We start from the raw sequence: 26,725 nt of genomic DNA, 5'->3' as shown, positions 1-26,725 counted from the left end.
CTTGCAAGGAGGAACCCATTCGGAGGGGCGTGCCTTTCGGGATGATTCCGCACTTGTGGGTGGCTTGAAAACGGCATGGGGATGTGGCACAGCGGCAACTGCGGCGGACTGTAAATCCGCTCCCTCTGGGTTCCATGGTTCGAGTCCATGCATCCCCACCATGCCCGTGTAGCTCAGTCGGTAGAGCACTTCGTTGGTAACGAAGAGGTCACCGGTTCAAATCCGGTCGCGGGCTCCATCTCAAGTCGTTCGGCACCATGCCGGTGTAGCTCAGCTGGTTAGAGCACGCGGCTCATACCCGCGATGTCACTGGTTCGAATCCAGTCACCGGTACCAGCAATCTTACGGCGCTTCGGTGCCGTTTGAGATATGCGCACGTGTAGGATGGCCTAAGGGTTGTTTCATAAGGAGGACGGCAATGGCCAAGGAGAAGTTCGATCGTAGTAAGCCGCACGTAAACATTGGTACGATTGGTCATGTCGACCATGGTAAGACGACCCTGACGGCCGCCATCACCAAGGTCCTCTCCGAGCAGGAGGGCTGCAAGGCCGACTACACCGCCTTCGAGAACATCGACAAGGCTCCCGAGGAGCGCCAGCGCGGCATCACCATCTCCGTCGCCCACGTCGAGTACGAGACCTGGGAGCGCCACTACGCCCACGTCGACTGCCCCGGCCACGCCGACTACGTCAAGAACATGATCTCCGGTGCGGCTCAGATGGATGGCGCCATCCTCGTCATCGCCGCCACCGACGGCCCCATGGCCCAGACCCGCGAGCACATCCTGCTCGCCCGCCAGGTCGGCGTGCCCTACATCATCGTCTTCCTGAACAAGTGCGACATGGTTGATGACGAGGAGCTCATCGATCTCGTCGAGATGGAGACGCGCGACCTCCTCTCCGAGTACGACTTCCCCGGAGACGACACCCCCATCATCCGTGGTTCCGCCCTCGGCGCCCTCAACGGCGAGCAGAAGTGGGTCGACTCCATCATCGAGCTCATGCACACCGTCGACTCCTACATCCCCACGCCCCAGCGCGACAACGAGAAGCCCTTCCTGATGGCCATCGAAGACGTCATGACCATCTCCGGCCGCGGCACCGTCGTCACCGGCCGTGTCGAGCGCGGCGAGCTCAAGCTCAACGAGCCCATCGAGATCGTGGGCCTCAAGGACACCCAGACCTCTACGGCCACGGGCATCGAGATGTTCCGCAAGACCATGGACTTCTGCGAGGCTGGCGACAACGTGGGCATCCTGCTGCGCGGCATCAAGCGCGAGGACGTCGAGCGTGGCCAGGTGCTCTGCAAGCCCGGCTCCGTCACCCCACACAAGAAGTTCACGGGCGAGATCTACGTCCTCACCAAGGAGGAGGGTGGCCGTCACACCCCGTTCTTCTCCGGCTATCGTCCCCAGTTCTTCTTCCGCACCACCGACGTCACGGGCGACATCCAGGCGCTCACCGACTCCAATGGTGGCAAGGTCGAGATGGCCATGCCGGGTGATCACGTGACCGTCAGCTGCGAGCTCATTCATCCCATCGCCATGGAGCAGGGTCTCCGCTTCGCCATCCGCGAGGGCGGCCACACCGTCGGTGACGGCCGTGTCTCCACGATCGAGGAGTAGCTCCCTCCTTTCGGAGCGCGACACTCCCCCAAGGCAGCAGGGCTCGGCATCCCGATGGATGCCGAGCCCCTTTCGTGAAGTGCGTGAGGGCGCCCAGGGTTTGGTGGTTTTGTTGAGGGGCAGTGGCATGACCTGCGGCAGTTGACATACCTGGCCGAGCAATGATACCCTTACTACTTGCGTCGCCCATGGGGTTATACGGCGGCGATAGTCTACAGGAGGATTCATGCGCACACTGGTTACTCTCGCATGCACCGAGTGCAAGCGTCGCAACTACACCACCAAGAAGAACAAAAGCAACACTCCCGACCGCATGGAACTGAAGAAGTATTGCCCGTGGTGCCATAAGCACACCATCCACAAGGAGACCCGCTAGAATGGGGTCTGTATACGCCAGTAGTTCAATTGGTAGAGCATCGGTCTCCAAAACCGAGTGTTGAGGGTTCGAGTCCTTCCTGGCGTGCCAGCTAACACCACCGGCAATCCCCCTTGGGGCTTGCCGGTTTCACTGAAGAGGGACATCCAAGAGGGGTGAGGGATGGCAAAGAAAGAGCGACAGAGGAGGAGTGCCCGTCAAGCGCGCCAACGGGAGCGTGTCGCACGCGAGGCACAGGAGGCTGCCGCTACTTCCGATGAGTCCAAGGGCTCCAAGAGGGTCGCCACGTCCGAGGGCAAGAGCCTCGCGGCTGGCTCCGCCAAAGGCGGCAAGGAGGCGCCCAGGAGGAAGGGTCGCATACGCACGTATCTTGGTGCGGTGGGGAGCGAGCTTCGTCGTGTGTCCTGGCCCTCAAGATCCGAGCTTACCAACTATTCCGTGGCCGTCATCGTGGCGCTTGTCGTCGTGGGTGCCGTCGTATGGCTTGTCGATACGGGCTTCCTCAATCTCATGTTCCAATTCACAAAGCTGAGGGGGTAAGGGCACGATGGCTAAGCGCTGGTATGTGGTTCACACCTACTCAGGCTATGAGAACAAGGTCAAGAACGACCTCGAGCATCGCATCGAGACCTACGGCATGGAGGACCAGATCGTAGACATCCAGGTTCCCACCGAGGAGGTCACCGAGATCAAGAATGGTGGCAAGCGCGAGACGAAGGACGTTAAGGTCTTCCCCGGCTACGTGCTCGTACGCATGGAGCTGGATGACAACAGCTGGGTGGTCGTGCGTAACACCCCCGGCGTGACGGGCTTCGTGGGCGTGGACGGCAAGCCCGTCCCCCTGCGCCGCTCCGAGTTCAACAAGATCATGCGCCGCACCAACCCGTCGGGCGTGCGGGAGCCTAAGCGCGCCACCACGACCGACCTTGAGGCTGGTATGTCCGTCAAGGTCGTGAGTGGCCCCTTGGCCGACTTTGATGGCCAGGTGTCCGAGGTCATGCCCGAGGCGGGCAAGGTCAGGGTCATGCTCATGATCTTCGGTCGCGAGACCCCAGTGGAGCTCACGCTCGACCAGGTGACACAGATCGCCTAGCCCACAACCCCCTGTTCCGTAATCGGTGAGGATTGCTTCTCGGAACAGACACGATAGATCGCAAACGTTCGCTTCAAGGAGACACACGATGCCAGCAAAGCAGGTCGTCCACTTCATCAAGCTCCAGATTCCCGCCGGCCAGGCCAACCCCGCGCCTCCCGTGGGCCCCGCCCTCAGTGCCGCTCAGGTCAACATCATGCAGTTCTGCCAGGCCTTCAATGCGGCCACGCAGGACAAGGCCGGCGACATCATCCCCGTGGAGATCACGGTCTACGAGGATCGCTCCTTCGACTTCGTCACCAAGACCCCTCCGGCGGCCCAGCTCATCAAGAAGGAGCTCAAGCTCAAGAGCGGTTCCGGCGTGCCCCAGCGCGACAAGGTGGGGCAGCTCTCCCAGGAGCAGCTCACCAAGATCGCCGAGATCAAGATGCCCGACCTCAATGCCAACGACATCGAGGCGGCCAAGAGGATCGTTGCCGGCACCGCCCGCTCCATGGGCGTCACCATCGCCGAGTAGCGCACGCACCCCTTCGGGGGTGCATCCCCTTGTCCTCGGCTCAAGCATTTCATGGATTTCGCCGAGGACAAGGGGATGCACCCATCGGTTTCTGCCGCCGCTACTTGGCGATGGTTCCCACGGCTCGGCAGTGGCAAACGTTGGAAACTGGTGGAGTGCCATTGAGATCGAGGGAGGGTGGCCAGCCCGTTCACCTCGCAACTACCTAGAGGAGGTACGTAGTATGGCAAGGCATGGAAAGAAGTACAACGCGGCTGCGGCCAAGGTCGAGAGGGACGCCCTTGCCCCCAAGGCGGCACTTGCGCTCGTCAAGGAGCTTGCGTCCGCCGCATTTGACGAGACCATCGAGGCCTCCATCCGCTTGGGCGTCGACACCCGCAAGGCCGACCAGAACGTCCGTGGCTCCATCAGCCTGCCCAACGGAACCGGCAAGAACGTGCGCGTGGCCGTCTTCGCCGAGGGCACCAAGGCCGACGAGGCCAAGGCCGCCGGCGCGGACATCGTGGGCTCTGACGACCTCGTTGCCGAGGTTCAGGCTGGCAACATTGACTTTGATGCCGTCATTGCCACGCCCAATCTCATGGGCAAGGTCGGTCGTCTTGGTCGCATCCTTGGCCCCCGTGGCCTCATGCCCAACCCCAAGCTCGGTACCGTCACCATGGATGTCGAGAAGATGGTCGGCGAGCTCAAGGCCGGCCGCGTGGAGTATCGCGCCGATCGTTATGGCATCTGCCACGTGCCCCTGGGCAAGGCCTCCTTCCCCGTCGAGCAGCTCGTGGAGAACTACGCGGCCCTCTACACCGAGATTCTCCGCGTGAAGCCCTCCAGCGCCAAGGGCCGCTACGTCAGGTCCATCTCCGTGTCCTCCACGATGGGTCCGGGCGTCAGGATTGACCCCTTCGTCACCCGCGACTTCCTCGCCGAGTAGCAGGGTGTCCCGGCCTGAAGGCCGGGACACCTTTTTGTACGTGTGCGTTGGATTGAGCGTGAGATTTCCCAACTGGGCAAACGTGGGGCAGCCTCAATCCAACGCGCGTCTTGGAGCCGCCACGGCCTACGGGCCTGTCGACGAGCGCGCTCAGAACCGATCCCCGTGCCCACCGCGAGGTCGGGTCATCAAGGGCATCGGTCAGTCGGCGCCTCCGCCGAGACCTTCCCCTTCGCATGACACGCGTCTCCATGGGCGAGGCGGATCCATTCATGATGCGGCGCGACTCATGCCATGCGGGCGTGAGCCCCCGGAGTCCGCGAGCTTCGGCGCTCCACCGCCGAAGCTCGTCAGCGGTGGCCAGGGGAGGGAGAGGGAGTGGCAGGCGTCCCGTGACGCGCCTGCGGACTGTGAGGAGCTGCCACAGAGCCTTCCAGGTATGGGGATGGCGAGCCTTGACGTATGCCCGCAACTCTGCAACAATGTCCCCCGTCCGAAAGGGCGATGTACAAACAGCACGTCCGCTGCCAAAGACAGCCGGTGCCGCAAGGCTCAAAGGGGGAACCCGCCTGCCGAGGTGGTCTCAGACTTGTCTCTTGGACCCCGCTTTGGCTGCGCGCCAGGCGGGGTCCTTCGTGCGAAGGTCCGCCCGCGTCGGCGGCTCGTGCCCGAGCGCAGACAGGGAGGTGTATTTCATGCCAAACAAGAGCAACGTCTCCATGCTGGAGAAGATCGGCGAGTCCCTCGAGAGTTCCAAGGGCATGTTCGTGATCGACTACCGTGGTCTCACCGTGAAGGAGACCCAGGAGCTCCGCCGCAGCCTCATGAAGGCCGGTGCGCACATGAAGGTGTACAAGAACAACATCGTCAAGATCGCGCTGAGGAGCGCAGAGCTTCCCGAGATCGAGAACATGGTGGGCACCTGCGCCTATGTCTTCTATGACAACGATCCCGTCGAGGCGGCCAAGGTCATCAAGAGGCAGTCCGAAGCCCTCCACAAGATCGAGTGGGTTGGCGCCATCGCCGATGGCAAGGCTCTCTCTGCCGAGGATGCCAAGGCCTACGCGGAGCTCAAGAGCCGCGACGAGCTTCTTGCCGAGCTGGTCTTCGTCATGGCAAGCCCGCTTTCCGGCATCGCACAGGTTGCCGCCGGCCCTGCGCGTGGCCTGGTCACTGCGCTGTCCGCCGTGGCCGACCAGAGGGAGGCCGCCTAGGTCAGGCCCCCGCACTACCGCACCGAATCGGAATGGGCGTCACAAGGGCGCCCCTGACAAAGGAGAATTGACATGGCCGTCACCAAGGATGAGATCATCGAGACCCTCAAGGAGATGCCCGCCCTCGAGCTTTCCGAGCTCGTTCACGAGCTGGAGGACGTCTTCGGCGTCTCCGCCGCCGCTCCCGTTGCCGTTGCCGCCGCCCCCGCAGCCGACGGCACCGCCCCCGCCGAGGAGGAGAAGACCAACTTCGACGTCGAGCTGACCTCCTTCGGCTCCAACAAGATCGCCGTCATCAAGGTCGTTCGCTCCCTCACCAGCCTTGGCCTCAAGGAGGCCAAGGAGGCCGTCGAGAGCGCTCCCAAGGTCCTCATCGAGGGTGCCAAGAAAGACGATGCCGAGGATGCCAAGAGGCAGCTCGAGGAGGCCGGCGCCGAGGTCACCCTCAAGTAGCTCGTTTTCTCAGAGCTCGGCGTGCCATCGTTGCGCGCTCGGGGGCCGAGCCCAGCTCGGCCCCTTCCCATGCCGCGGCGCAGGAACGAGGCGGGCCCGCATGGACGGTCCTACAGGAATGCCGGAACGGCACGTCCGAGCGCCGCACACCCTCCCTGCGCCCTGCTCCCCCGCAGTCACATACCAGCACGAACCATGGCTCGCGAGCACACATCCCGCACACAAACGAGAAGGCGTTTCCGCAGGATTATCTGGCCGCTGGCCTCATAATGTATTTTCTGGACGATGTCAAGCCCCAATCGTTGACCAACCCCCTCCATTCCGATACTTTATTAGTTTGCGATGACTGACGCCATATGGGTGCGACGATCGTCGCGGTCACTCGTCTAAGGAGGAAGTGTCTGGTGCCTAACGCAAAGTCTTCCAAGGTTGTCCAGAATCAGCGCGAGCGCGTGAGCTTTAGCAAGATTCCTCGGGCAATGGAGCTGCCAAACCTCATCTCCGTCCAGAGGGAGTCGTTCGAGCACTTCATGGGTGAGGGGCTCGCCGAGTCGTTCGCCGAGTTCTCGCCCATTGAGAACGCCGCCAAGACCATGGAGGTCACCTTCGGCGACCACCAGTTTGGCGACGCCCCCGCAGACATCGCGGAGTGCCGCGCCAAGGACATCAACTACCAGGCCCCGCTCTTCGTCGACGTGCGCTTCGTCAACAGGGAGACCGGCGAGATGAAGGAGCAGCTCGTCTTCATGGGCGACTTCCCCCTCATGACCGACCGTGGCACCTTCATCATCAATGGCACCGAGCGCGTCGTCGTCTCCCAGCTCGTGCGCTCGCCGGGCGTCTACTTCTCCCACGAGGTGGATAACGGCGCGGACGTCCATCACGTGCAGTTCATTCCCGCGCGTGGCGCCTGGCTGGAGTTCGAGGTCGACAAGCATGGCCACCTGGTGGTCTCCATCGATCGCAAGCGCCGTCAGAACGCAACGCTCTTCCTGCGTGCCCTCGGCATCGCCGAGAGCGACGACGACATCATGAACCTCCTCGGCGACTCCGACGTCGTACGTTCCACGCTCGAGCGTGACGTCGCCACCACCCGTGAGGACGCCCTCGTCGAGATCTACCGTCGCCAGCGTCCGGGCGAGCCACCCACCGTGGACAACGCTCGCTCCCTGCTCGAGGGCCTCTACTTCAACAACCAGCGCTATGACCTTGCCCGCGTTGGCCGCTACAAGATCGACAAGAAGCTCGGCCTCGCCATCGATGCCAGGCAGCGCGTCCTCACCGAGGAGGACATCGTGGGCGCCCTGCGCTACCTGTTGGCGCTGCACGCCGGTGACACCACCAAGCGCCTCGATGACATCGACCACTTCGGCAACCGCCGCGTGCGCACGGTGGGCGAGCTCGTGCAGAACCAGTTCCGCATCGGCATGACCCGTATGGAGCGTGTCATCCGCGAGCGCATGGCCTCTCAGGATCCGGATGACATCACGCCCCAGTCGCTCATCAACATCCGTCCCATCGTGGCCGCCATCAAGGAGTTCTACGGCTCCTCGCAGCTCTCGCAGTTTATGGACCAGTCCAACCCGCTGGCTGGCCTCACGCACAAGCGTCGTCTCTCCGCCCTGGGGCCCGGTGGCCTCGCGGGTCACAAGAGCGGTTCCAACCGTCGCACCAATGTCCCCACGGCCGTTCGCGACGTCCACAACTCGCACTACTCCCGCATGTGCCCCATCGAGACGCCCGAAGGCCCCAACATCGGCCTCATCGGCTCGCTGGCACTGTACGCGCACGTCAATGAGTACGGCTTCATCGAGGCTCCCTATCGCAGGGTCGAGGGCGGCAAGGTCACCGACCAGGTCGATTGGATGACCGCCGACGAGGAGGAGAACCACGTCATCGCCCCGGCGGACGTCCCCATCGATCCCAAGACCGGCGAGTTCGTACGCATCAACTCCAAGGGCAAGGTCGTCAAGGCCGATATCGTCGTGGCCCGCACCAAGAACTTCGACGGCAGCTTTGGCGCTCCCTCGCAGGTAGACGTCATGAGCGTCGACTACATGGACGTCTCCCCGCGCCAGCTGCTCTCCGTGGCGGCCAACCTCATCCCGTTCCTCGAGCACGATGACGCCAAGCGCACCCTCATGGGTGCCAACATGCAGCGCCAGGCCGTACCCCTGATCCGTCCGCATGCCCCCATAGTGGGCACCGGCCTCGAGCGCGCCGCCGCGCACGATTCCGGAGAGCTCATCTGTGCCGTGCATGCCGGCACCGTCTCCGAGGCCGACGCCGCTCATGTGGTCGTGGACACCGAGGATGGCCCCGAGCGCTATGACCTCCCCAAGTACGAGCGCTCCAATCAGAGCACCTGCATCAACCACAGGCCCGTCGTCACCGTGGGACAGCGGGTGGAGCAGGGCCAGGCCCTCACCGACAGCACGTCCGTCGACCATGGCGAACTGGCGTTGGGCACCAACCTCACGGTGGCCTACATGCCGTGGGAGGGCTACAACTACGAGGACGGCATCATCGTCTCCGAGCGCGTCGTACGGGATGACCTGCTGACCTCCATCAACATCTCCCGTCACGAGATCGATGCCCGCGACACCAAGCTCGGCCCCGAGGAGATCACCCGCGAGGTTCCCAACCAGTCCGAGGAGATGCTCGCCAACCTCGACGACGACGGCATCATTCGCATTGGCGCCGAGGTGGGCCCTGGCGACATCCTGGTCGGCAAGGTCACTCCCAAGGGGGAGACGGCGCTCACCGCCGAGGAGCGCCTGCTGCGCGCCATCTTCGGCGCCAAGGCCCACGACGTCCGCGACACCTCGCTCAAGATGCCGCATGGCGCCTACGGTCGCGTCGTGGATGTGGTGCGTTTCAGCCGCGAGGCCGGGGACGACCTGCCTCCCGGTGTCAACGAGCTGGTCCGTGTCTTCGTGGCCCAGCGCCGCAAGATCCAGCAGGGCGACAAGATCTCCGGTCGCCATGGCAACAAGGGTGTCGTCTGCAACGTCCTTCCTGTCGAGGACATGCCCTACATGTCCGACGGCACATCCGTCGACGTGCTGCTCGATCCCTTGGGCGTCCCCTCTCGCATGAACGTGGGCCAGCTCATGGAGACCCACTTCGGCTGGGCCGCGGCCCATGGCTGGGATACCACGAGCGCTGACTCCCACGAGGTCGTCGAGGGCGACATGCTCGTCGCCACCCCTGTCTTTGACGGCGCGTCCGACGAGGTGGTCAGGGAGGCCCTGCGCCGCTCCAACATCAACGTCATGAACCGCGCCAAGGGCCTCTATGGTGACGCCCTCGACCCGCACTTCGTGACTCAGGTGAGTGACATGGGCAAGACCACGCTGTACGACGGCCGCACGGGAGAGGCGTTCCATAACCCCATCACGGTGGGCGTGAGCTACATCCTCAAGCTCGGCCACATGGTGGATGACAAGATCCACGCCCGCTCCACCGGCCCCTACAGCCTCGTCACGCAGCAGCCGCTGGGCGGCAAGGCCCAGTTCGGCGGCCAGCGCTTCGGTGAGATGGAGGTCTGGGCGCTCTATGCCTATGGTGCCTCCCATGTGCTGCAGGAGATCCTCACCGTCAAGTCCGACGACACCAACGGCCGCGTCAAGACCTACGAGTCCATCGTCAAGGGCGAGAACGTGCCTGCCGCCGGCATCCCCGAGTCCTTCAAGGTGCTCGTCAAGGAGATCCGCTCGCTGGCGCTCAACATCAAGCCCATCTCCTACAGGAAGGAGAGGGGCCAGGCAGAGGAGCGGCAGGCCCCCGATGCCGTCGAGGTCCTTTCCTCCGACGCCGCCCTCGACGACCTCATCGGCATGTCTGCCGCCGCACCGGCGGACGAGTTGGCCGCAGACGCACACGACGATAAGGAGTAGCGAACGTGGCAGATTTCGATACCACAGACTTCGACGCAATCAAGGTCTCGCTGGCGTCCGCTGACGAGATCCGTAGCTGGTCGCATGGCGAGGTCAAGAAGCCTGAGACCATCAACTACCGCACCCTCAAGCCCGAGAAGGACGGTCTCTTCTGCGAGAAGATCTTTGGCCCCACGAAGGACTGGGAGTGCGCCTGCGGCAAGTACAAGGGCATCCGTTTCAAGGGCATCGTCTGCGAGCGCTGCGGCGTCGAGGTGACGAGTGCCAAGGTGCGTCGCGAGCGCATGGGCCACATCGAGCTGGCTGCCCCGGTGAGCCACATCTGGTACTTCAAGAGCCCCAACAGCTTCCCGCTGGCCCGTCTGCTCGACGTCAAGAGCAAGGACCTCGAGAAGATCCTATACTTCGCGAGCTACGTCATCACGCACGTGGACGGCGAGGCGCGCGAGGCCGACGCGGAGGATCTCAAGGAGGAGCTTGCCGCCGACCTCGAGGAGCTCGACGCCGAGCGCGACGACGAGATCGAGCGCCTCAGGGCGCAGGGCGGGGGAGCGGACGACGAGTTCGACGACATCGAGCCGCTCTCTGCTGACGAGGTGCGCGCCGGCGTGGTCGACCTCGAGGAGGAGTACGCCGAGGAGAAGCAGCTGCGCACGGATGCCTACAACAGGTTCATGCAGCTTGAGGAGCGTGAGCTCATCTCCGACGAGAGCCTCTTCACCGAGATGAGGCGCTACTACTCCATCTACTTCAAGGGCGGCATGGGCGCCGAGGCCGTGCGCGACCTGCTTCGGGCCATCGACCTTCCCAAGGAGGCCGAGGAGCTGCGCGCCATCGTCGTCAACGACGACTCCCAGAAGCAGAGGCGCGAGCGTGCCGTCAAGCGCCTGGAGATCGTGGACGCCTTCCTCAAGGGCGGCAACGACCCCGCCAACATGATCCTCGACGTCATCCCGGTCATCCCACCCGACCTGCGCCCCATGGTGCAGCTCGATGGCGGTCGCTTTGCCGCGTCCGACCTCAACGACCTCTACCGGCGCGTCATCAACCGCAACAACCGCCTCAAGCGCCTGCTCGACCTCGACGCCCCGGCGATCATCATCAACAACGAGAAGCGCATGCTTCAGGAGTCCGTGGACGCGCTCTTCGACAACGGCCGCCGCGGCCGCCCCGTCACCGGCCGCGGCGGCAGGCCCCTGAAGTCGCTCGCCGAGTCGCTCAAGGGCAAGCAGGGCCGCTTCCGCCAGAACCTGCTGGGCAAGCGCGTCGACTACTCCGGTCGCTCCGTCATCGTGGTCGACCCCAAGCTCAAGCTGCACCAGTGCGGCCTGCCGTCCGCCATGGCGCTGGAGCTCTTCAAGCCCTTCGTCATGCGCAGGCTCGTCGAGCTGGGCAAGGTGGACAACTTCAAGGTCGACAACATCAAGGCCGCCAAGCGCGCCATCGATCGTCAGCTGCCCGCCGTGTGGGACGTGCTCGACGAGGTCATCAAGGGGCGCCTGGTGCTGCTCAACCGCGCACCGACCCTGCACCGCCTGTCCATCCAGGCCTTCGAGCCCGTGCTGGTGAACGGTGAGGCCATCCACCTGCACCCGCTCGTCTGTGCGCCCTTCAACGCGGACTTCGATGGCGACCAGATGTCCGTGCACGTGCCTCTGTCCACCCAGGCGCAGACCGAGGCCCGCGTGCTCATGCTCTCGAGCAACAACTTGCGCTCTCCCGCATCGGGCAAGGTGCTCACCGTGCCGTCGCAGGATATGGTCTTTGGCGTCTACTTCCTCACCATGGAGAAGGATGACGCCAAGGGGGAGGGCCGCGTGTTCGCCGACTTCGACGATGCGCTGCACGCCTACGACTGCCGCAACGACCTCGACATCCAGGCGAGGATCGAGGTGCGCGTCTCGGAGGCCGATGCCAACGTCCTCAAGGACGGCAGGGGCTACTTCCGCGTGATGGAGGGTCGTGGCGAGGCCACGGACTACGATGTCACCGACCATCCCGTGCGTATCGAGACCACGGTGGGCCGCGTGATCTTCAATCGACAGTGCCTGCCCGCCGACTATCCCTACATGAACTTCAAGATGGTCAAGAGCGACATCTCCGCCCTGGTCAATGACTGCTGCGACCGCTACAGCACCACCAGGATCGAGGAGATCCTGGACGCCATCAAGCACAGTGGCTTTCACTATGCCACCCGGGCGGGTCTCACCATCTCCGTCTGGGACGCCGTCATTCCCGATGACAAGCCCCAACTGCTCGAGTCGGCCCAGGACAAGGTCGACCAGATCAACGAGAACTACGAGAACGGCCTGCTCTCCGAGCGCGAGCGCCACGCCGAGGTCATCAACGTGTGGACCGACTGCACCGATACCCTGGGCACCGAGATGCTCGACGGCTTCACCGAGGACAACCCCATCTACATGATGGCCGACTCCGGCGCCCGTGGCTCCAAGACGCAGCTGCGCCAGCTCGCCGGCATGCGCGGCCTCATGGCCGACATGTCCGGTGACACCATCGACCTTCCCATCAAGGCGAACTTCCGCGAGGGTCTCGTGCCCCTGGAGTACTTCATCTCCACCTATGGCGCCCGCAAGGGCCTCGTGGACACGGCCTCGCACACCTCGGACTCCGGCTACCTCACACGTCGCCTGGTGGACGTCGCGCAGGACGTCATCGTGCGCGAGGAGGACTGCGGCACGGACGAGGGTGTGACCTATGACCTCGTCAAGTCGGGCGAGTCCGGCGTGGACGCGGACCTTGTCGGACGCTGCGTGCTGAACGACATCACCGATCCCCAGACCGGCGAGGTGCTCCTAGCGAGGGATGCCTACATCGAGTCGACCGACGACCTCGAGATGCTCCGCGCGCATGGCCTCAAGAGGGTCGAGCTGAGGGCACTGCTCACCTGCAGGTCCAAGTATGGCGTCTGCCAGAAGTGCTATGGCTGGGACCTCTCCACGAGACGCCCCGTCAACATCGGCACCTCCGTGGGCATCATCGCCGCGCAGTCCATCGGCGAGCCGGGCACGCAGCTCACGATGCGCACCATTCACTCCGGTGGCGTCGCGGGTGCGGATGACATCACGCAGGGCCTCCCCACGGTCGCCCGCATGTTCGATGTCGTGGGCAACGTCAACGAGAAGATCCTAGGCCGCGAGGCGGACCTTGCCCCCTACAGCGGCATCCTCAAGATCACCACGGAGCAGACCGAGTACCTGCTCCAGATCCTGGATGCGGACGACGAGAGCCGCATCATCGCGGAGTGGCGGGTGCCGGTCTCGGTGCGCTTCATGCCGGGCTTCGAGGAGGCCATGGGCGAGGGCGTCGCCGTGCGTGCCGGCGACCAGATCACGCGTGGCTTCGTGAACTTCCGCAAGCTGCGCAAGCTCACGGACATAGAGTCCACGATGCACACGTTCGTGAAGTCGGTCAAGGACGTCTACACGTCCCAGGGTGTCGACCTCAACGACAAGCACATCGAAGTCATCGCCCGTCAGATGCTGCGCCGCGTGCAGATCATCAACCCCGGTGACTCCACCTACCTGCTTGGCCAGTACGTCGACCGTTACGTGTTTGGCGACACCGTGCGCAACATCGCCATGGCCGGCGGCACGCCTCCGCAGGCAGAGCCCGTCATCTTGGGTACGCTCAAGGTGGCCAGCTCCATTGACTCCTGGCTGTCCAGCGCCTCGTTCATCCGCACCGCCGGCGTGCTCACCGACAGCGCCATCAAGGGTGAGGTCGATCACCTCCTCGACCTCAAGTCCAACGTCATCGTGGGCAAGAAGATTCCCGCAGGCACCGGTCTGGAAGCGTACGACAACGTGGAGCTCACCTACCACGGCGAGAAGGTCGAGGGTCCCACGAGCCCCAATGCCAAGACGCTGCCCGAATGGGCACCCGACGAGCTCAAGGACGTCGAGGAGAGGCTTCCCAAGCAGCTCGACTGGATTGGCGACGACTACGGCTACGGTGGGGTGTACTCCAAGAACGGCCGGACGCTCTCCAGCGAGGACGCCAAGCTCTATCTCTTTGATGACCTGGGCGTCTCGCAGCGCTGGACGAACAAGTTCAGCGAGGTGGGCATTGAGACCGTGGGGGATCTCATCGGCAAGACCGAGGACGACTTGCTTCACATCGATGGCATCGGTGCAAAGGCGATCGAGGAGCTTCGTGAGGGCCTCGAGGCCCGCGACCTCCTCTATATCCTGGAGCCCGAGGAGGACGAGGCCGACAGCGAGGATCTCTCACAGCTGCTGAACATGGTGTTCTCGCCTGACGCAGGTGGTAACATCATGTTGGGCACTGCGGTGCCCACCACGCATGCGGATGACGACGACCTCATCGGTGGATCCACTGAGCGGAACGATGGCCAGGTCATCAACGAGGACCTGGGCTCGCTGCATGACCTGCTCTCCCAGGTCGAGCAGGGCGAGGGCGAGGAGTAAGTCCCCTACAGGTGGTATCGCCGCAAGGAGTCAGCAGGTCGGGCCCCCATCGCAGTGCGGTGGGGGCCCGACCTTCATACAGGGCCCCAGCCCTGTGCCGCGCGCCCTTCGCGCGGCATGCAGGTCCACCCATTCGGCCGATGGACTCCCGTCATATGGCAGAAGGCTTCACCCTCTGGCACGGTGATCGTCCGGGTCGTCGGCCCCGAAGGGTCGTGCCCCAGCCAAGGGCAGACCATCCGCTATGCGGATGGTCATGATGCTCTCGAGGGAGCGAAATGGCCTCAAGTGCGTCCCGACGTCAGGGCGCAAGGCAAGCTCACAGGGAAACCGGGGGCCATCTGGCGCCTTCGCGAATCCCAATCCTGGGCCTTTGTCATCCGTGGACGTCGTCGACGTGCCATGGGCACGTGCCTGGGCACGCACTTGGGGCCATTTCGCTCCCATGCCGCCGCGCGGCATACGAAGGGGACTCGTGCATCCTCCGTATTCTATCCACCAACATGCGCCCTATGGGGTAGAGGGGGTAGCTATGTACGAAGCGAGTGCCAACGCGAACGGTTGTGAGCAAAAAAACGCAAGGTTTCGCAAAGAAATAATTGAGGTATCTGTTATGGTAATTAGAGCTGGGTGATTGAGCGGCGGAATGCAATGGCCAACCGCATATGCTCGACATTGGTTCGTGGCACGTTCTTTAAGGTTTCTAAAGTCATCTCACACGGGCGTACGGGCTAGGACGTAGCCAAACGAGAGGTTGCAGTGATGAGAAAGAGGTTTGCCAAGGTCTGGATAACTCTGACCGCGATCGTTCTCGTGGCATGCTTCGCGATGGCACGTGGTGCCACCGTGAGGACGTATGCTGAGGATGCCACGTCGGGAACAGTGACCATCACGTTTACGGCTGGCGAGGGCGGCACGCTGGATCCACAGGACGCCCTGACTCAGACATTTGCCGTTGGAGATGCCAGCGATGTGGCTGCGGTTACCGCCAGGCCCTCCGATGGCTACGCATTCGTTGACTGGACGTGCGATGGCAAGGAGGTGAGCACCGACGCTACCTTCACACCTCCCAAGAAGACGGCCGCGTATGTCGCGAACTTCAAGGCCGTGGCCGCGGATGGGACCAATGCCGACGCCAAGGGGACTGACACCGCTGACGGACGGGGTACGGTCGATGATTCCGATCCCACGAAGGGGGAGAACCTCGACCACCTCACGGGTCCCGAATCGTCCACAGGGCTTCCGGACAACTACAGTGCACCCACCGCGCCTGGCTTTGGCACCGGCAATGGCTTGCGCAACCGCCTGAACGCCCAGCTTATGAGAGGCAACTCGCCAACAGGTCCCACCATAGGGACCGACCATCCCCAGAGCCCGGGCGAGGTCATGCTCTTCAAGACGGCCACGCCAGTTCCGGGTATGGTCAACACATGGGACGTGACCCTGCGCGTGGAGGGCAAGGACTCGAGGAAGACGAGTGACATCGTCCTCGTCATCGACACCTCGGGCAGCATGCGGGACAACTATCGTATCGAGGAGGCACGGGAGGCGGCCAACAGCTTCGTCGACACGCTGCTGTCCAACGGTGGTGGCAGCAACACGCACATTGCGGTGGTCTCCTACGACTCCGTTGTCAAGACCAACCAGGAGCTGACGAATGACGCCGCCGCCCTCAAGAGGGCCATCAATGGCCTCCGCGCCAACGGCGGCACCTTTACCCAGGCGGGTATCTACCGGGCGAGGCAGCTGCTTGCCAGCTCGACGGCTGATATCAAGAACATCGTGCTGCTGTCCGACGGCGAGCCGACGTACAGCTATGGGATCCTTAGCCCAAACGACTACCTGACTGCCGTCGGCGGGCACTACGAGACCTCTACGGCGGTGCCAGAAGGACAGTTCGACCACACGTCAAGAGTGGGCAACGGTGGTACCTTGACACAGCAGTATGGCTGGTACAGAGGACGTGAGGCACGCTACAACAATGGCAACAGCGCGATAGCCGAGTCTGGCTTTGCCAAGGACGACGGGTCCACCATGTGGACGATCGCCCTGGAGGCCGGCCCCAGGGGGACGGGGATCCTCCAGGACATTGCCACCCCGAATCACAGCTACACCGCAAGCCCTTCCGACCTGAGTCAGATTTATCAGGATATCGCCGGTAGGATCAATGATGCGGTGCAGGATGCATCGGTGACGGATCCCCTGGGGACGGGCTTCAGCGTCCCGGGCGGCAGCATCGCGGACATCACCGCCACGCAGGGTACGGCAAGCTACGATGCGAACGAGAAGAGGCTGCACTGGGACGACCTCGGCACGCTCACGACACCCATCGACGCGAGTCATCCCGACGTCAAGTATGCCGAGCTGCACTATCGCGTCGAGGTCGATGACAGCATATTGGATGCCAGTCCCACCGATGGCATGTATGCCACCAATGGCGACGCCAGGCTTAGCTATATCGATACGACGGGGCACCGCCAAGATTCCCCGTTCCCCATCCCTCAGGTCAATCCCACGCTGCTCGTCGTGGAGAAGAGGCTCTATGACAAGCAGGGCAACGAGGTGACGAGTGATGATCCCAGCCAGACCTATGCCATTCACGTCACCAGCAGCAACGGATATGACCAGACGTATGACCTGAGGCCCGGAGAGCGCAAGGTCATGACCAACCTGCGTCTCGAGGACACCTATACGGTTGCGGAGACCGGGTATCCGTCGGGCACGAGCGCAGGCGACTACAGCACCACCGTCACCGTGTATGGGCAGGACACCAACACCTTCGCGATTCGGCACGATGATCCTGACACGCCGGTCATCGTCTCGAATCGCGAGATACCCTCCCTGACCGTCAAGAAGGGCGTGACGGGTGATCTGTCAGACAGGACCAAGAAGTTCGACTTTGACGTGACGGTCACACGTGGCGGTGAGACCATCCTCGAGAGGACGGCATCGCTTGCGGATGGCGAGCAGGAGGGCATTGCCCCCGATGACGGGAAGGTACTGCTGCCTGGCGACCACGTCACCATCAAGGAGACCAACGCCGATGGCTATTCCGCCAGCTATACCGTTGACAATGGCACCGCGACCGATGGCACGGGCGTTGAGTCGAGCTTCTCGCTCGCGGGCGACACGACGGTGAGCTTCACGAACAGCAAGCAGGACGTGCCAATCACCGGCCTCGTTGGCTCGGTGGGCGGCTCCCATGCGCCCTTGCTCATTGGGGTTGGTGCCATTCTGGCAGCCCTGAGCGTTGCTGGTACAAGGTTCCGGTTCAAGTTCAGGCGAGGGGAGTGATGCCTCGGCATGTGATGGATGCGGCCTCGCCAGCGAGGGACGCCACCGGTGAGGCTGACGCCCCTGCGCACGAACCCTCCCTTGTCGCGGAGCTCGTGCTCCTTGTCCTCAAGGTCGCGTTTGTGCTTGGGTTCGTCGCAATGGTCTTCGTGTTCCTCTTTGGCATGGTCCAGCAGCCTGATGGGAGCATGGATCCCGCGCTTCGAGAGGGGGACCTCATCGTCTACTACCGGCTGCAGAAGGAGTATGCGGCAGGTGATGTGATCGTGGTGGACGATGGGGGCACGAAGGAGCTGAGGAGGGTCATTGCGGTTGCGGGGGACACGGTCGACTTCACGAGTGACGGGCTGGTGGTGAACGGATACCACCAGAGCGAGGACCGCATCTATGCGGAGACGCTGCCCTTCACGGCAGGGATCTCGTATCCCATAACCGTAGGCGAGGGCCAGGTGTTCGTCATGGGCGATAACCGCACCGGGTCGAAGGACAGCAGGCTGTACGGTCCGGTGGACATTGAATCGGGAACCGAAGGCAAGGTAATGACGGTTGTGAGAAGAAGGAACTTCTGACATCCGCTTACATATGGTAGGTAGGGCGCGGGAACGCGCACAAGCGAAAGGACGTGTACGTATGAGAAAGAGCAGAAGGTGGACCGCGCTGGCGCTTGTCATGGCACTTGCGGCTGCGGCATTTGGGTTTGCGAGCCCGGCGTTTGCGGCGGATGCCGCCAAGGTGCCCCAGGTACGGAAGACCCTCCAGATGAACGAGGGGTCCACGGTTACCGCCACGTTCAGCTACACCATCACGCCCAAGGCCCTGAGCACGGGCAACGGCAGCGAGCAGACCTACACCGACGGTCCGGCCGCCACCGTTGAGGACATCACGCTCAGCGATGCGACGAGTACGGCCAACAACACGGGCACGGGTGCCATCAAGTTTGGTGGCGCCACCGACGCGAGCAACTTCACGCACGCCGGCGTGTACGCCTGGACCATCAAGGAGAACCAAAGCGTCACCAATGGCCCCTCCAATGGCGAGTTCCAGTTTGATGGCCAGACCTATACGCTGATCGCGACCGTCGTGCCCAAGGACGGTGGCGGCTTCCAGTTCGGTGCCGTCGTCGTTGCCAAGGGCGATGTGGCCACGACCACCAACGACGACAAGGTTTCCGGTGACACGATCCCGTTCGACCAGAACAAGTACACCGAGAACACGAACGACCAGCCGGACAACCCCAACCCCGACAACCCCGACAACCCCGACAACCCCAACCATCCCAACACGAACCTTGTGGTCACGAAGACGGTCACGGGTGCCCAGGGCGACAAGAGCAAGCAGTTTGCGTTCACCGTCACCTTCACGGCTCCCTCTGTCCTGCCTGCCGGCAAGACGGCCGCTGACGTCCTGAACGCCATCAACCCCGTCGTCAAGGGCGGTGCCACCATCACCGATGCGGGCACGGTCGCCGCTGGCGCCACGAGCCGCACCATCACGTTCACCGCTGCCGATGCCCAGGGCGTCACCTTCGCCAATCTCCTCGTTGGCACCAAGTACGAGATCTCCGAGGCCTCCGTCGACGGCTACACGCAGTCCTATGCCGCCGTCGCCAACGGCAACAACGTCACGACGCAGCAGGGCGTGCTCGTCGGCGAGAAGACCAACACCGGCACGATGACCAACAAGTACCAGGACATCACCCCCACCGGCCTCATCGTCAACAACCTTCCCTTCGTCCTGATGGGAGCGGTTGCCGTCGCGGGCATGGTCCTCTACGGCACCGCCAAGAGGAAGCTCGAGAGGTAAATGCAGCACGCGCTATTCCGTCGGCTGGCCAAGGGGGCCATCCGGCTCACAAACTGGCTGGTCGACGGAATAGTCCTTTCCGTGCTGTTGCTCGTGGTTCTCTTTACGGCCTATTCGGTACTTGACAACAATCGCGTGGAGGATCAGGCGGGGGAGGAGACCTTTGCCTCATATCGACCCTCATCCGATGACGATCCGAGCTTTGCGGAGCTTCAGGCCATGAACCCCGATGTGGTCGGATGGCTCACGCTCTATGGCACGGGGGTCGACTACCCGCTCGTCCAAGGCAAGGATAACGAGGGGTATCTCAACACCAACCCTAAGGGTGAGTTTGCCCTCTCCGGATCCCTGTTCCTAGACTGGCGCAACGCGCGGGACTTCTCGGATGCAAGTACGGTCATCTTCGGCCACCACATGGAGAACTCCCTCATGTTTGGCGATCTTGACAAATATGGGGACGCTGACTTCTTTCAGCAGCACCGGTACGGCAACATCTACTTCAGTGGCATGGGCCATGGCGTTGAGGTGTGCGCGTATCTGCTGGTGGATGCCCACGATGAGGTGGTGTACAGCACGACTGTGGGTTCATCCCCCTCCACGGGAGAATTCCTTGCCTATCTCAAGGAACATGCGACGCAGTGGGTGGACGATGGCCTGCAGGCAAGTGACCACATGCTCGTTCTTTCGACATGTGGCTCAGGGACGAACCAACGGCATGTCGTGGTCGGTCGCATTACCGATCAGACGTATGACAATCCCTATGCTCAGCAGGCAGTCGATCGTTCGCTGTCAGACACAGGGAGGAAGGGTCTGGCTCTGTGGGCACGGATTGGCATTGGGCTGCTGATATTCTTGCTGATCGCCTGGGTTGTCGGAGCACCCTCGCGCAGGCGAGCCAAGGCCACGGACAGTGATTCGAAGGAGTAAGGCGTCATGGGCACGACAACGAGACAGCTACGCGCGCGGGACGAGGTTCTTGCGATACTTGGGACCCTTGCGTTCACGTTCATGCTTGCGCTGCACTGCGCCCCCTCCCGTGCATGGGCGGCCACCGATGCATACTCTGAACCACGCACCATTGAGGTGACACAGAGCCTATCGAAGACTGGTGCCATTCCTGCGGGATTGGACACCTCCTTTGACTATGAGCTCAGGCGCATGGACGCGACGGCTCCCCTGCCCAGCGGCGCGCAGGGGGACACCTATGCGTTCACCATGGATGGTGACGCATCATATGAGATCACGCTCTCCGCAGGCACCGCGACGCCCACCGGCGACCTCGCGTTTTCGCGCATTGGCGTGTATACCTACCAGCTTCGCTGTGTGACCGACGCCTCCGCGACGCCCGGCATGACGGTCGACGGAACCGTGTGGGAGATCACGGTCGCCATAGAGAACGATGACGAGGGTGGTCTCAAGCTGGGCTGGGTGACGGTCAAGGACCTGTCCTCGGGCGATAAGCTCGATGGCGTTGCCTTCGACCACTCGTTCGTGGGCGGGGAGACGCCGCAGAGCAATCCCCCGGCAGGCCCCACGATCCTAGGCCTCAGGCTTCCCCAGACGAATGATGCGATGTGGGGGTTGATTCAGCTGAGCCTGGGCATCTGCGTCGTCGGTGCCATCGCGCTCGTGCTGGGTATATCCCGGAGACGTCGGGAGCGCGCGGCGCGTCACCAGTAACGTCCCAGACGATCGCAACAGGGTCGGTCGATAGAGGGTCGAGCAGAGCTGCTCGACCCTTTTCTTGCTCCGACGGCCACACCTATGGCATCAGGGCGGTTCCCATAAACAACTGAGAAGCAGAAAGCTGATAGCCAATTGAGGTTGATGGTTGCTTAGTGATAATTATGTCTTCCCAGCAACATCCATTGACCTGGAGTTTGATGGAACACTATGTTCTACTTCAGTAAGAGGACAGTGTCATCGAAGCTGACACAAAGCTATGGATAGGGTCTTGACTGCTAGACGTCTGCGCTTGTCCTTATATGGAGATGTGAAGGGAAGTGCAGGTGGTTCGCGTGTGTGAGCTGGGCACGGCGGATTTCGCGTCTGTTCGTGGGGAGGACTGATCCTATGCTCCGTGTCGCCACGACGGGTCATTGCGGGAGCTGGTGGCTCGCTGTCATTGGCTGTGCGTTGGGCCTGTTTCCGGGAAAGGAAGAGGAAGAATGGTAAGATGGGGACTGCGCCTCCTGACGGTGCTCGTGTTTGCGCTGGGCATGGGGGTGCTCATGCCTATCCCCGCCCATGCGGCGGGCAAGGTGGTTGACACCACGATCACGAGTCTCAAGATCCAGAACCTGGAACACCAGGACGTGGATTCGGTCTTTCACACGAGCACGTTCTACCTGGCAATGGACTGGGATGCCAGTAGCCACGGCACGGACGTCCATGCGGGCGACTACTTCGACGTCACCCTGCCCGACAACATGAGGTTCCCGTCCGACACGACGGCGCGCGAATTCGACCTCACGGACACGCAGGGCAACGTCGTGGCCCATGCCACGGTCGATCCAGGTGCGGGTGACACGGGCGGCACGGTGCACGTCGTCTTCTCCGATGCGGTGGAGAACAGGTACAACGTCAAGGGCACCATGCACCTGGCCTCCCGCTTTGATGAGACCAAGGTCAAGATGGACAGCCCCAACACCTTTACGGTGACGGTCAATGGGGAGGTCTCGGGTCACTCCACGACGGCCCAGACGGGCGTCGTCGTCACCGGGTCCCAGCCGATCACGGAGGAGCACCTGGCCAAGTGGGGCGTCGACTCCACGGACAACCCCAACCAGGCAACGTGGCAGGCGCGCATCAACCTGAGCAAGTCCCCTCTGCAGAATGGCACCATCACCGACTCGCTTGACGGCCAGAACCAGACGTACGTTGCCGACAGCTTCTCCCTCAGGAAGGTCAACTACTCACAGTACGGTGACGTCACGGACACCCTGCAGAGCTGGACCTCCGATGAGCTCGTCGCCGATGGCATGCTGCAGATGGCGCCCGACGGAAAGTCGTTCACGTTGAGCCTTGGGGACACCAGCGACGCCTACTTCCTGCAGTACAGCACGACCTATACGCCGGGGATGACGCTGCACAACAGGATGACTCTCACGGGCGGCACCAGGACCTACACGTCCACCGCATCCCACCATCTTGCGGCCTCAGGCGGTACGGGTGACGGGGAGCATACCGGCGTCATCAGGATCACCAAGGTGGATGAGGATGGCACGACGCCGCTGGCTGGCGCTGTGTTCACGGTGACGTCCCCCGATGGGTCGACCTTCGACCTCACGACGGGCGCGGATGGCACGGTGACCTCGGGCGCCCTCAGGCAGGGCACGTACACGGTCAGGGAGAAGATCGCTCCCGCGGGCTACGAGCTGAACGACCAGGAATATACGCTCACGGTGGACGGCACCGGCGCGGCCGTGCAGACCGTCGTTGACAGGCCCATCAGGACGTCCGTTACGGTCACGAAGGCCTGGGATGACGCGAACGACCAGGATGGCATCCGTCCGGATTCCGTCTTGGTCCAGTTGTACGCCAACGGACAGCCCGTGGGCGACCCCGTCACGTTGGGTGCCGACAACCAGTGGACCCATACCTGGACGGACCTGCTCCAGAGGGAGGATGGCAGCGACATCGCCTACACCGTCCAGGAAGTGGGCACGCCCGAGGGCTACACGGCCACCGTCTCGGGCGATGCGACGACGGGCTTCACGATCACCAACGCCCATACGCCCACCACGCCCGTTTCCCCCGCGTCGGGACGGCCGAGCGACAACCTGCCCCAGACGAGTGATGACTCCGGCCGCATCATGACCATCGCGGCCATTGCCGCCCTGGCAGCCACCGGTTGCATCGCCCTTGCGGCTCTCCTGCGCAGGCGCGAACAGTAACGGGCACAGACAGGCACGAGCGCGGGGCTGACGTGCCGCAGGGAGGGCCCACAGGGATGTGGGCCCTCCTGCCATACGGGGCCTTCGATCTTATGCCGCAGTGGAGCGTTTTGGGCTGAAGTGCGTGATGGGTTACGCCGAGACCCCATCCAAATGCATCCATCATGTGCGGTTATGTACCTACATGGATGCCACCACAGCCTCCGACGGGATCCCAAGACGATGGAATCGCCCATTTTGCCCCCTTGGCCCCGCAGCCATCACGCACTTCAGCCCAAAACGCTCCAACGGCACCTCGATACGTGCATCGCGCGCCTGACGAGGCCTGGCCGCCTCGCGCAGTTCCCGTGCGCCTCCCCCGCGTGCGGCCAGGGAGACGCCCGACGCCGTGGATACTCAAGCTGCAGCTAGAACGCCAAAAAAGTTGTGCGCAGAGATTGTGAACGAGCGTGCGAGCATGTACACTAAACGAGCTGCACTCAGGGGGTCGTTCTGTGTCCAGGACATCTACCTGCGGTGTAGCAACACAGGATGTGGTCCGCTGGGGAGGGCAGAGGAGCTGTCTCACAGGTCCCATGACCACCGAGGGTAAGGAAAGCGTATGGTTAGCACCATCCTTGGCCGCAAGATCGGGATGACGCAGGTGTGGGATGAGGACGACAACGTCGTTCCCGTCACCGTCGTCCAGGCCGGCCCCTGCACCGTCTCGCAGGTAAAGACGAAGGAGACTGACGGCTACGACGCCGTCCAGATCGGCTTCGGAGACATCAAGCCCAAGCACGTCAACAAGCCCGCCCAAGGTCACTTTGACGCACACGGCGTTGAGCCCATGCGCTACCTCCGCGAGGTGCGCGTTGCCCCCGGTGAGGAGCACAAGTGCGGCGACAAGGTCACGGTCGAGGATTTTGCCGACATCAAGGCCGTCGATGTCATCGGCACCTCCAAGGGCAAGGGCTTCCAGGGCACCATCAAGCGTTGGAACTTCTCTCGCGGTCCCATGACCCACGGTAGCCGCAACCAGCGCAAGCCTGGCTCCATCGGCCAGTGCGCCTACCCCGCCCGCGTCCGCAAGGGCCTGCACATGGCCGGCCATATGGGCGACAAGCGCGTCACCGTCAAGAACCTCAAGCTCGTTCGCGTCGACGCCGAGCAGAACCTCATGCTCATCAAGGGTGCCGTTCCTGGCGGCAAGAACGCCCTCGTCCAGGTCCGTATGGCCTAAGGGCCCACGTCACGTAGACCCTAGGTTACCAAGGAGAACAGCATGTCCAAGATCGAAGTAAGGAACGCGCAGGGGAAGGCGACCGACACGGTCGAGCTCTCCGACAGCGTCTTCGGCATCGAGCCGAACGTCCCGGTGATGCACCAGGTCGTCGTCGCCTATGAGGCGTCGCTGCGCCAGGGCACCCACTCCACCAAGAACCGCTCTGCCGTCTCTGGTGGCGGCGCGAAGCCCTGGCGCCAGAAGGGCACCGGCCGCGCCCGCCAGGGCACCATCCGCGCCCCGCAGTGGGCGGGTGGCGGCGTCGCCTTCGGCCCCACCCCACACCTGCACACCAAGCGCGCCAACAACAAGATGAAGAAGCTGGCCATGAGATCCGCCCTCTCCGGCAAGGTCGCCGACGCCGAGCTCGTGCTCGTCGACGACCTCTCCTTCGAGAGGCCGTCCACCAAGCAGGCTGCCGCCGTCATCGAGGCGCTCGAGCTCGAGGGCAAGCGCGTCACCCTCGTCGTGGACGATGACGACGTCATCACCTACCTGTCCTTCCGCAACCTCCCCAAGGTCGTCGTCTATGGCGCCTCCGAGGCCAACACCCGTGTCCTCCTCGACAACGGTGCGCTCGTCATGACCACCGCCGTCGCCAAGCAGCTCGAGGAGGTGCTCGCTTAAATGAACTCCCCGTACGAGGTCATCATCCGTCCGATCGTCACCGAGCGTTCCTTCGACCAGATGTCCCTGAACAAGTACAGCTTCGAGGTCGCCCGCACCGCTCCCAAGGAGGAGATCGCGGATGCCGTCGAGAGGCTCTTCGACGTCCACGTGAAGAAGGTCAACACCATGTGGGTGAAGCCCAAGACCAAGCGCGTGCGCTACGTCGCCGGCAAGACCCGAACCTGGAAGAAGGCCATCGTCACCATCGCCGACGGTGAGCAGATCGAGGTCTTCGCCAACAACCAGTCCCAGGAGGACTAGCTGGCAATCCGCCCGCAGGCCCCGTGCCTGCGGGCTTGCATGCCGCGCATGATGGATACGCGCGGTACCGTGGTAATCCGGTGTCGTCACGCAACTCCCTGGACGTGACGGCCAACGGAAGAAAGGGAGCGAGTAATGGCAGTAAGGCACCTCAAGCCCACGAGCGCTGGTCGTCGTTGGCAGACGGTCTCCGACTTTGCGGAGGTCACCACCAGCACGCCCGAGAAGTCGCTTCTCGGGCCGCTGAACAAGAAGGCCGGCCGTAACAACAATGGCCACATCACCACCCGCCACCAGGGTGGTGGCACCAAGCGCAAGTACCGCAGGATCGACTTCAAGCGCAACAAGGACGGTGTGCCCGCCAAGGTGGCCACCATCGAGTACGACCCCAACAGGTCCGCCCTCATCGCGCTTCTGCACTACGTTGACGGCGCCAAGGCCTACATCCTGGCACCCGAGGGTCTCAGGGTGGGCGACACCGTGCTCTCGGGCACCAGCGACGTCGACATCAAGCCCGGCAACGCCATGCCCCTCTCCGAGATTCCCGTGGGCACGCTCATCCACGCCGTGGAGTTCCAGCCGGGCAAGGGTGCCGCCATGGCGCGCGCAGCCGGCACCTCCATCCAGCTCATGGGCAAGGACAACGGCTACGCCGTGCTCCGCATGCCCTCCTCCGAGCTGCGTCGCGTGCTGCTCACCTGCCGCGCGACCATCGGCGAGGTCGGCAATGCCGAGCACTCCAACATCGTGATCGGCAAGGCCGGGCGCAACCGCTGGAAGGGCGTCCGCCCCACCGTCCGTGGTACGGTCATGAACCCGGTCGATCACCCGCATGGCGGCGGCGAGGGCAAGAACCACACGTCCGGCCGTCCGTCCGTCACCCCATGGGGCGTCCCCACCAAGGGCAAGAAGACGCGCGACCCCAAGAAGGCCAGCAACCACCTCATCATCCGTCGTCGTCGTTCCAAGTAGCACACGAGCCTTAG

General features: G+C 63.1%; 20 protein-coding genes and 4 tRNA genes. All 24 read left to right on the top strand.

The window, feature by feature from the left end; all coding sequences use genetic code 11:
- The first annotated feature begins 77 nt into the window (after positions 1–77).
- The 24 genes from HMPREF1316_RS11025 to rplB all read left to right on the top strand — a co-directional run bounded on the left by HMPREF1316_RS11025 (position 78) and on the right by rplB (position 26,711).
- Positions 78–161, top strand: a tRNA-Tyr gene (locus HMPREF1316_RS11025).
- A 1-nt stretch (position 162) separates the two neighbouring features.
- Positions 163–238 (top strand) — tRNA-Thr (locus HMPREF1316_RS11020).
- Between the two features lie 21 nt (positions 239–259).
- Positions 260–336, top strand: a tRNA-Met gene (locus tag HMPREF1316_RS11015).
- Positions 337–418: 82 nt separating this feature from the next.
- Entirely contained in the window at positions 419–1,624 is a 1,206-nt protein-coding gene (gene tuf / locus HMPREF1316_RS11010) for an elongation factor Tu (RefSeq protein ID WP_021727125.1), read from the top strand.
- Positions 1,625–1,850: 226 nt separating this feature from the next.
- Positions 1,851–2,000, top strand: coding sequence for a 50S ribosomal protein L33 (gene rpmG, locus HMPREF1316_RS11005; protein WP_021727064.1), 150 nt, complete (start codon positions 1,851–1,853; stop codon positions 1,998–2,000).
- A 14-nt stretch (positions 2,001–2,014) separates the two neighbouring features.
- Positions 2,015–2,090 (top strand) — tRNA-Trp (locus HMPREF1316_RS11000).
- A 72-nt stretch (positions 2,091–2,162) separates the two neighbouring features.
- Positions 2,163–2,540, top strand: a complete 378-nt coding sequence (gene secE, locus HMPREF1316_RS10995; protein WP_021727113.1) for a preprotein translocase subunit SecE — start codon at positions 2,163–2,165, stop codon at positions 2,538–2,540.
- Between the two features lie 7 nt (positions 2,541–2,547).
- On the top strand, positions 2,548–3,093 hold the full coding sequence (nusG, locus tag HMPREF1316_RS10990) for a transcription termination/antitermination protein NusG (protein WP_021727149.1): 546 nt from the start codon (positions 2,548–2,550) through the stop codon (positions 3,091–3,093).
- A gap of 88 nt (positions 3,094–3,181) precedes the next feature.
- A complete protein-coding gene (gene rplK, locus HMPREF1316_RS10985) occupies positions 3,182–3,610 on the top strand; it encodes a 50S ribosomal protein L11 (protein ID WP_021727110.1) in 429 nt (142 codons plus the stop codon).
- A 223-nt stretch (positions 3,611–3,833) separates the two neighbouring features.
- Positions 3,834–4,538, top strand: coding sequence for a 50S ribosomal protein L1 (gene rplA / locus HMPREF1316_RS10980; protein ID WP_021727101.1), 705 nt, complete (start codon positions 3,834–3,836; stop codon positions 4,536–4,538).
- Between the two features lie 695 nt (positions 4,539–5,233).
- Entirely contained in the window at positions 5,234–5,752 is a 519-nt protein-coding gene (gene rplJ / locus HMPREF1316_RS10975) for a 50S ribosomal protein L10 (protein ID WP_021727077.1), read from the top strand.
- A gap of 72 nt (positions 5,753–5,824) precedes the next feature.
- Positions 5,825–6,205 (top strand): 50S ribosomal protein L7/L12, encoded by a 381-nt coding sequence (gene rplL, locus HMPREF1316_RS10970; RefSeq protein WP_021727108.1) that lies wholly within the window; start codon positions 5,825–5,827, stop codon positions 6,203–6,205.
- Between the two features lie 404 nt (positions 6,206–6,609).
- On the top strand, positions 6,610–10,104 hold the full coding sequence (rpoB, locus tag HMPREF1316_RS10965; RefSeq protein WP_021727061.1) for a DNA-directed RNA polymerase subunit beta: 3,495 nt from the start codon (positions 6,610–6,612) through the stop codon (positions 10,102–10,104).
- 5 nt (positions 10,105–10,109) lie between these two features.
- Positions 10,110–14,552, top strand: a complete 4,443-nt coding sequence (locus HMPREF1316_RS10960) for a DNA-directed RNA polymerase subunit beta' (protein WP_021727057.1) — start codon at positions 10,110–10,112, stop codon at positions 14,550–14,552.
- Between the two features lie 762 nt (positions 14,553–15,314).
- Positions 15,315–17,846, top strand: coding sequence for a VWA domain-containing protein (locus tag HMPREF1316_RS10955; protein ID WP_040652368.1), 2,532 nt, complete (start codon positions 15,315–15,317; stop codon positions 17,844–17,846).
- Positions 17,846–18,415 (top strand): signal peptidase I, encoded by a 570-nt coding sequence (gene lepB / locus HMPREF1316_RS10950; RefSeq protein ID WP_021727098.1) that lies wholly within the window; start codon positions 17,846–17,848, stop codon positions 18,413–18,415. The genes HMPREF1316_RS10955 and lepB overlap by 1 nt, the downstream gene beginning before the upstream one ends.
- Before the next feature lie 61 nt (positions 18,416–18,476).
- Positions 18,477–19,649 carry a DUF7601 domain-containing protein gene (locus tag HMPREF1316_RS10945; protein WP_021727091.1) on the top strand — a complete coding sequence of 391 codons (1,173 nt, stop codon included), beginning with the start codon at positions 18,477–18,479 and terminating at the stop codon, positions 19,647–19,649.
- Positions 19,650–20,576 carry a class B sortase gene (gene srtB / locus HMPREF1316_RS10940; RefSeq protein WP_021727164.1) on the top strand — a complete coding sequence of 309 codons (927 nt, stop codon included), beginning with the start codon at positions 19,650–19,652 and terminating at the stop codon, positions 20,574–20,576.
- Positions 20,577–20,582: 6 nt separating this feature from the next.
- Positions 20,583–21,329, top strand: a complete 747-nt coding sequence (locus HMPREF1316_RS10935) for a Spy0128 family protein (protein ID WP_021727163.1) — start codon at positions 20,583–20,585, stop codon at positions 21,327–21,329.
- Positions 21,330–21,817: 488 nt separating this feature from the next.
- The gene (locus HMPREF1316_RS10930) at positions 21,818–23,545 is read left to right on the top strand and encodes an Ig-like domain-containing protein (RefSeq protein ID WP_021727159.1); all 1,728 of its coding nucleotides are present in this window, start codon (positions 21,818–21,820) and stop codon (positions 23,543–23,545) included.
- Positions 23,546–24,146: 601 nt separating this feature from the next.
- Positions 24,147–24,767: a 50S ribosomal protein L3 gene (gene rplC / locus HMPREF1316_RS10925; RefSeq protein WP_021727130.1), complete on the top strand. Its 621-nt coding sequence runs from the start codon at positions 24,147–24,149 to the stop codon at positions 24,765–24,767.
- 42 nt (positions 24,768–24,809) lie between these two features.
- Positions 24,810–25,436 (top strand): 50S ribosomal protein L4, encoded by a 627-nt coding sequence (gene rplD, locus HMPREF1316_RS10920; protein ID WP_021727071.1) that lies wholly within the window; start codon positions 24,810–24,812, stop codon positions 25,434–25,436.
- Positions 25,437–25,739, top strand: a complete 303-nt coding sequence (gene rplW, locus HMPREF1316_RS10915; RefSeq protein WP_021727054.1) for a 50S ribosomal protein L23 — start codon at positions 25,437–25,439, stop codon at positions 25,737–25,739.
- Positions 25,740–25,874: 135 nt separating this feature from the next.
- Positions 25,875–26,711: a 50S ribosomal protein L2 gene (gene rplB / locus HMPREF1316_RS10910; protein ID WP_021727124.1), complete on the top strand. Its 837-nt coding sequence runs from the start codon at positions 25,875–25,877 to the stop codon at positions 26,709–26,711.
- Positions 26,712–26,725 lie beyond the last annotated feature (14 nt).

This window comes from Olsenella profusa F0195 (assembly GCF_000468755.1).
Taxonomy (GTDB): domain Bacteria; phylum Actinomycetota; class Coriobacteriia; order Coriobacteriales; family Atopobiaceae; genus Olsenella_F; species Olsenella_F profusa.
This window is presented reverse-complemented; position numbering and strand designations above follow the sequence as displayed.

Excerpts from the sequence above, each read along its gene's own strand:
- rplW (WP_021727054.1), top strand. The coding sequence starts at position 25,437 with ATGAACTCCCCGTACGAGGTCATCATCCGTCCGATCGTCACCGAGCGT.
- secE (WP_021727113.1), top strand. The coding sequence starts at position 2,163 with ATGGCAAAGAAAGAGCGACAGAGGAGGAGTGCCCGTCAAGCGCGCCAA.
- srtB (WP_021727164.1), top strand. The coding sequence starts at position 19,650 with ATGCAGCACGCGCTATTCCGTCGGCTGGCCAAGGGGGCCATCCGGCTC.
- HMPREF1316_RS10955 (WP_040652368.1), top strand. The coding sequence starts at position 15,315 with ATGAGAAAGAGGTTTGCCAAGGTCTGGATAACTCTGACCGCGATCGTT.
- rplD (WP_021727071.1), top strand. The coding sequence starts at position 24,810 with ATGTCCAAGATCGAAGTAAGGAACGCGCAGGGGAAGGCGACCGACACG.
- lepB (WP_021727098.1), top strand. The coding sequence starts at position 17,846 with ATGCCTCGGCATGTGATGGATGCGGCCTCGCCAGCGAGGGACGCCACC.
- rplJ (WP_021727077.1), top strand. The coding sequence starts at position 5,234 with ATGCCAAACAAGAGCAACGTCTCCATGCTGGAGAAGATCGGCGAGTCC.
- rplC (WP_021727130.1), top strand. The coding sequence starts at position 24,147 with ATGGTTAGCACCATCCTTGGCCGCAAGATCGGGATGACGCAGGTGTGG.
- nusG (WP_021727149.1), top strand. The coding sequence starts at position 2,548 with ATGGCTAAGCGCTGGTATGTGGTTCACACCTACTCAGGCTATGAGAAC.
- rplA (WP_021727101.1), top strand. The coding sequence starts at position 3,834 with ATGGCAAGGCATGGAAAGAAGTACAACGCGGCTGCGGCCAAGGTCGAG.
- rpmG (WP_021727064.1), top strand. The coding sequence starts at position 1,851 with ATGCGCACACTGGTTACTCTCGCATGCACCGAGTGCAAGCGTCGCAAC.
- rplK (WP_021727110.1), top strand. The coding sequence starts at position 3,182 with ATGCCAGCAAAGCAGGTCGTCCACTTCATCAAGCTCCAGATTCCCGCC.
- rplB (WP_021727124.1), top strand. The coding sequence starts at position 25,875 with ATGGCAGTAAGGCACCTCAAGCCCACGAGCGCTGGTCGTCGTTGGCAG.
- HMPREF1316_RS10935 (WP_021727163.1), top strand. The coding sequence starts at position 20,583 with ATGGGCACGACAACGAGACAGCTACGCGCGCGGGACGAGGTTCTTGCG.
- HMPREF1316_RS10945 (WP_021727091.1), top strand. The coding sequence starts at position 18,477 with ATGAGAAAGAGCAGAAGGTGGACCGCGCTGGCGCTTGTCATGGCACTT.
- tuf (WP_021727125.1), top strand. The coding sequence starts at position 419 with ATGGCCAAGGAGAAGTTCGATCGTAGTAAGCCGCACGTAAACATTGGT.
- HMPREF1316_RS10930 (WP_021727159.1), top strand. The coding sequence starts at position 21,818 with ATGGTAAGATGGGGACTGCGCCTCCTGACGGTGCTCGTGTTTGCGCTG.
- rplL (WP_021727108.1), top strand. The coding sequence starts at position 5,825 with ATGGCCGTCACCAAGGATGAGATCATCGAGACCCTCAAGGAGATGCCC.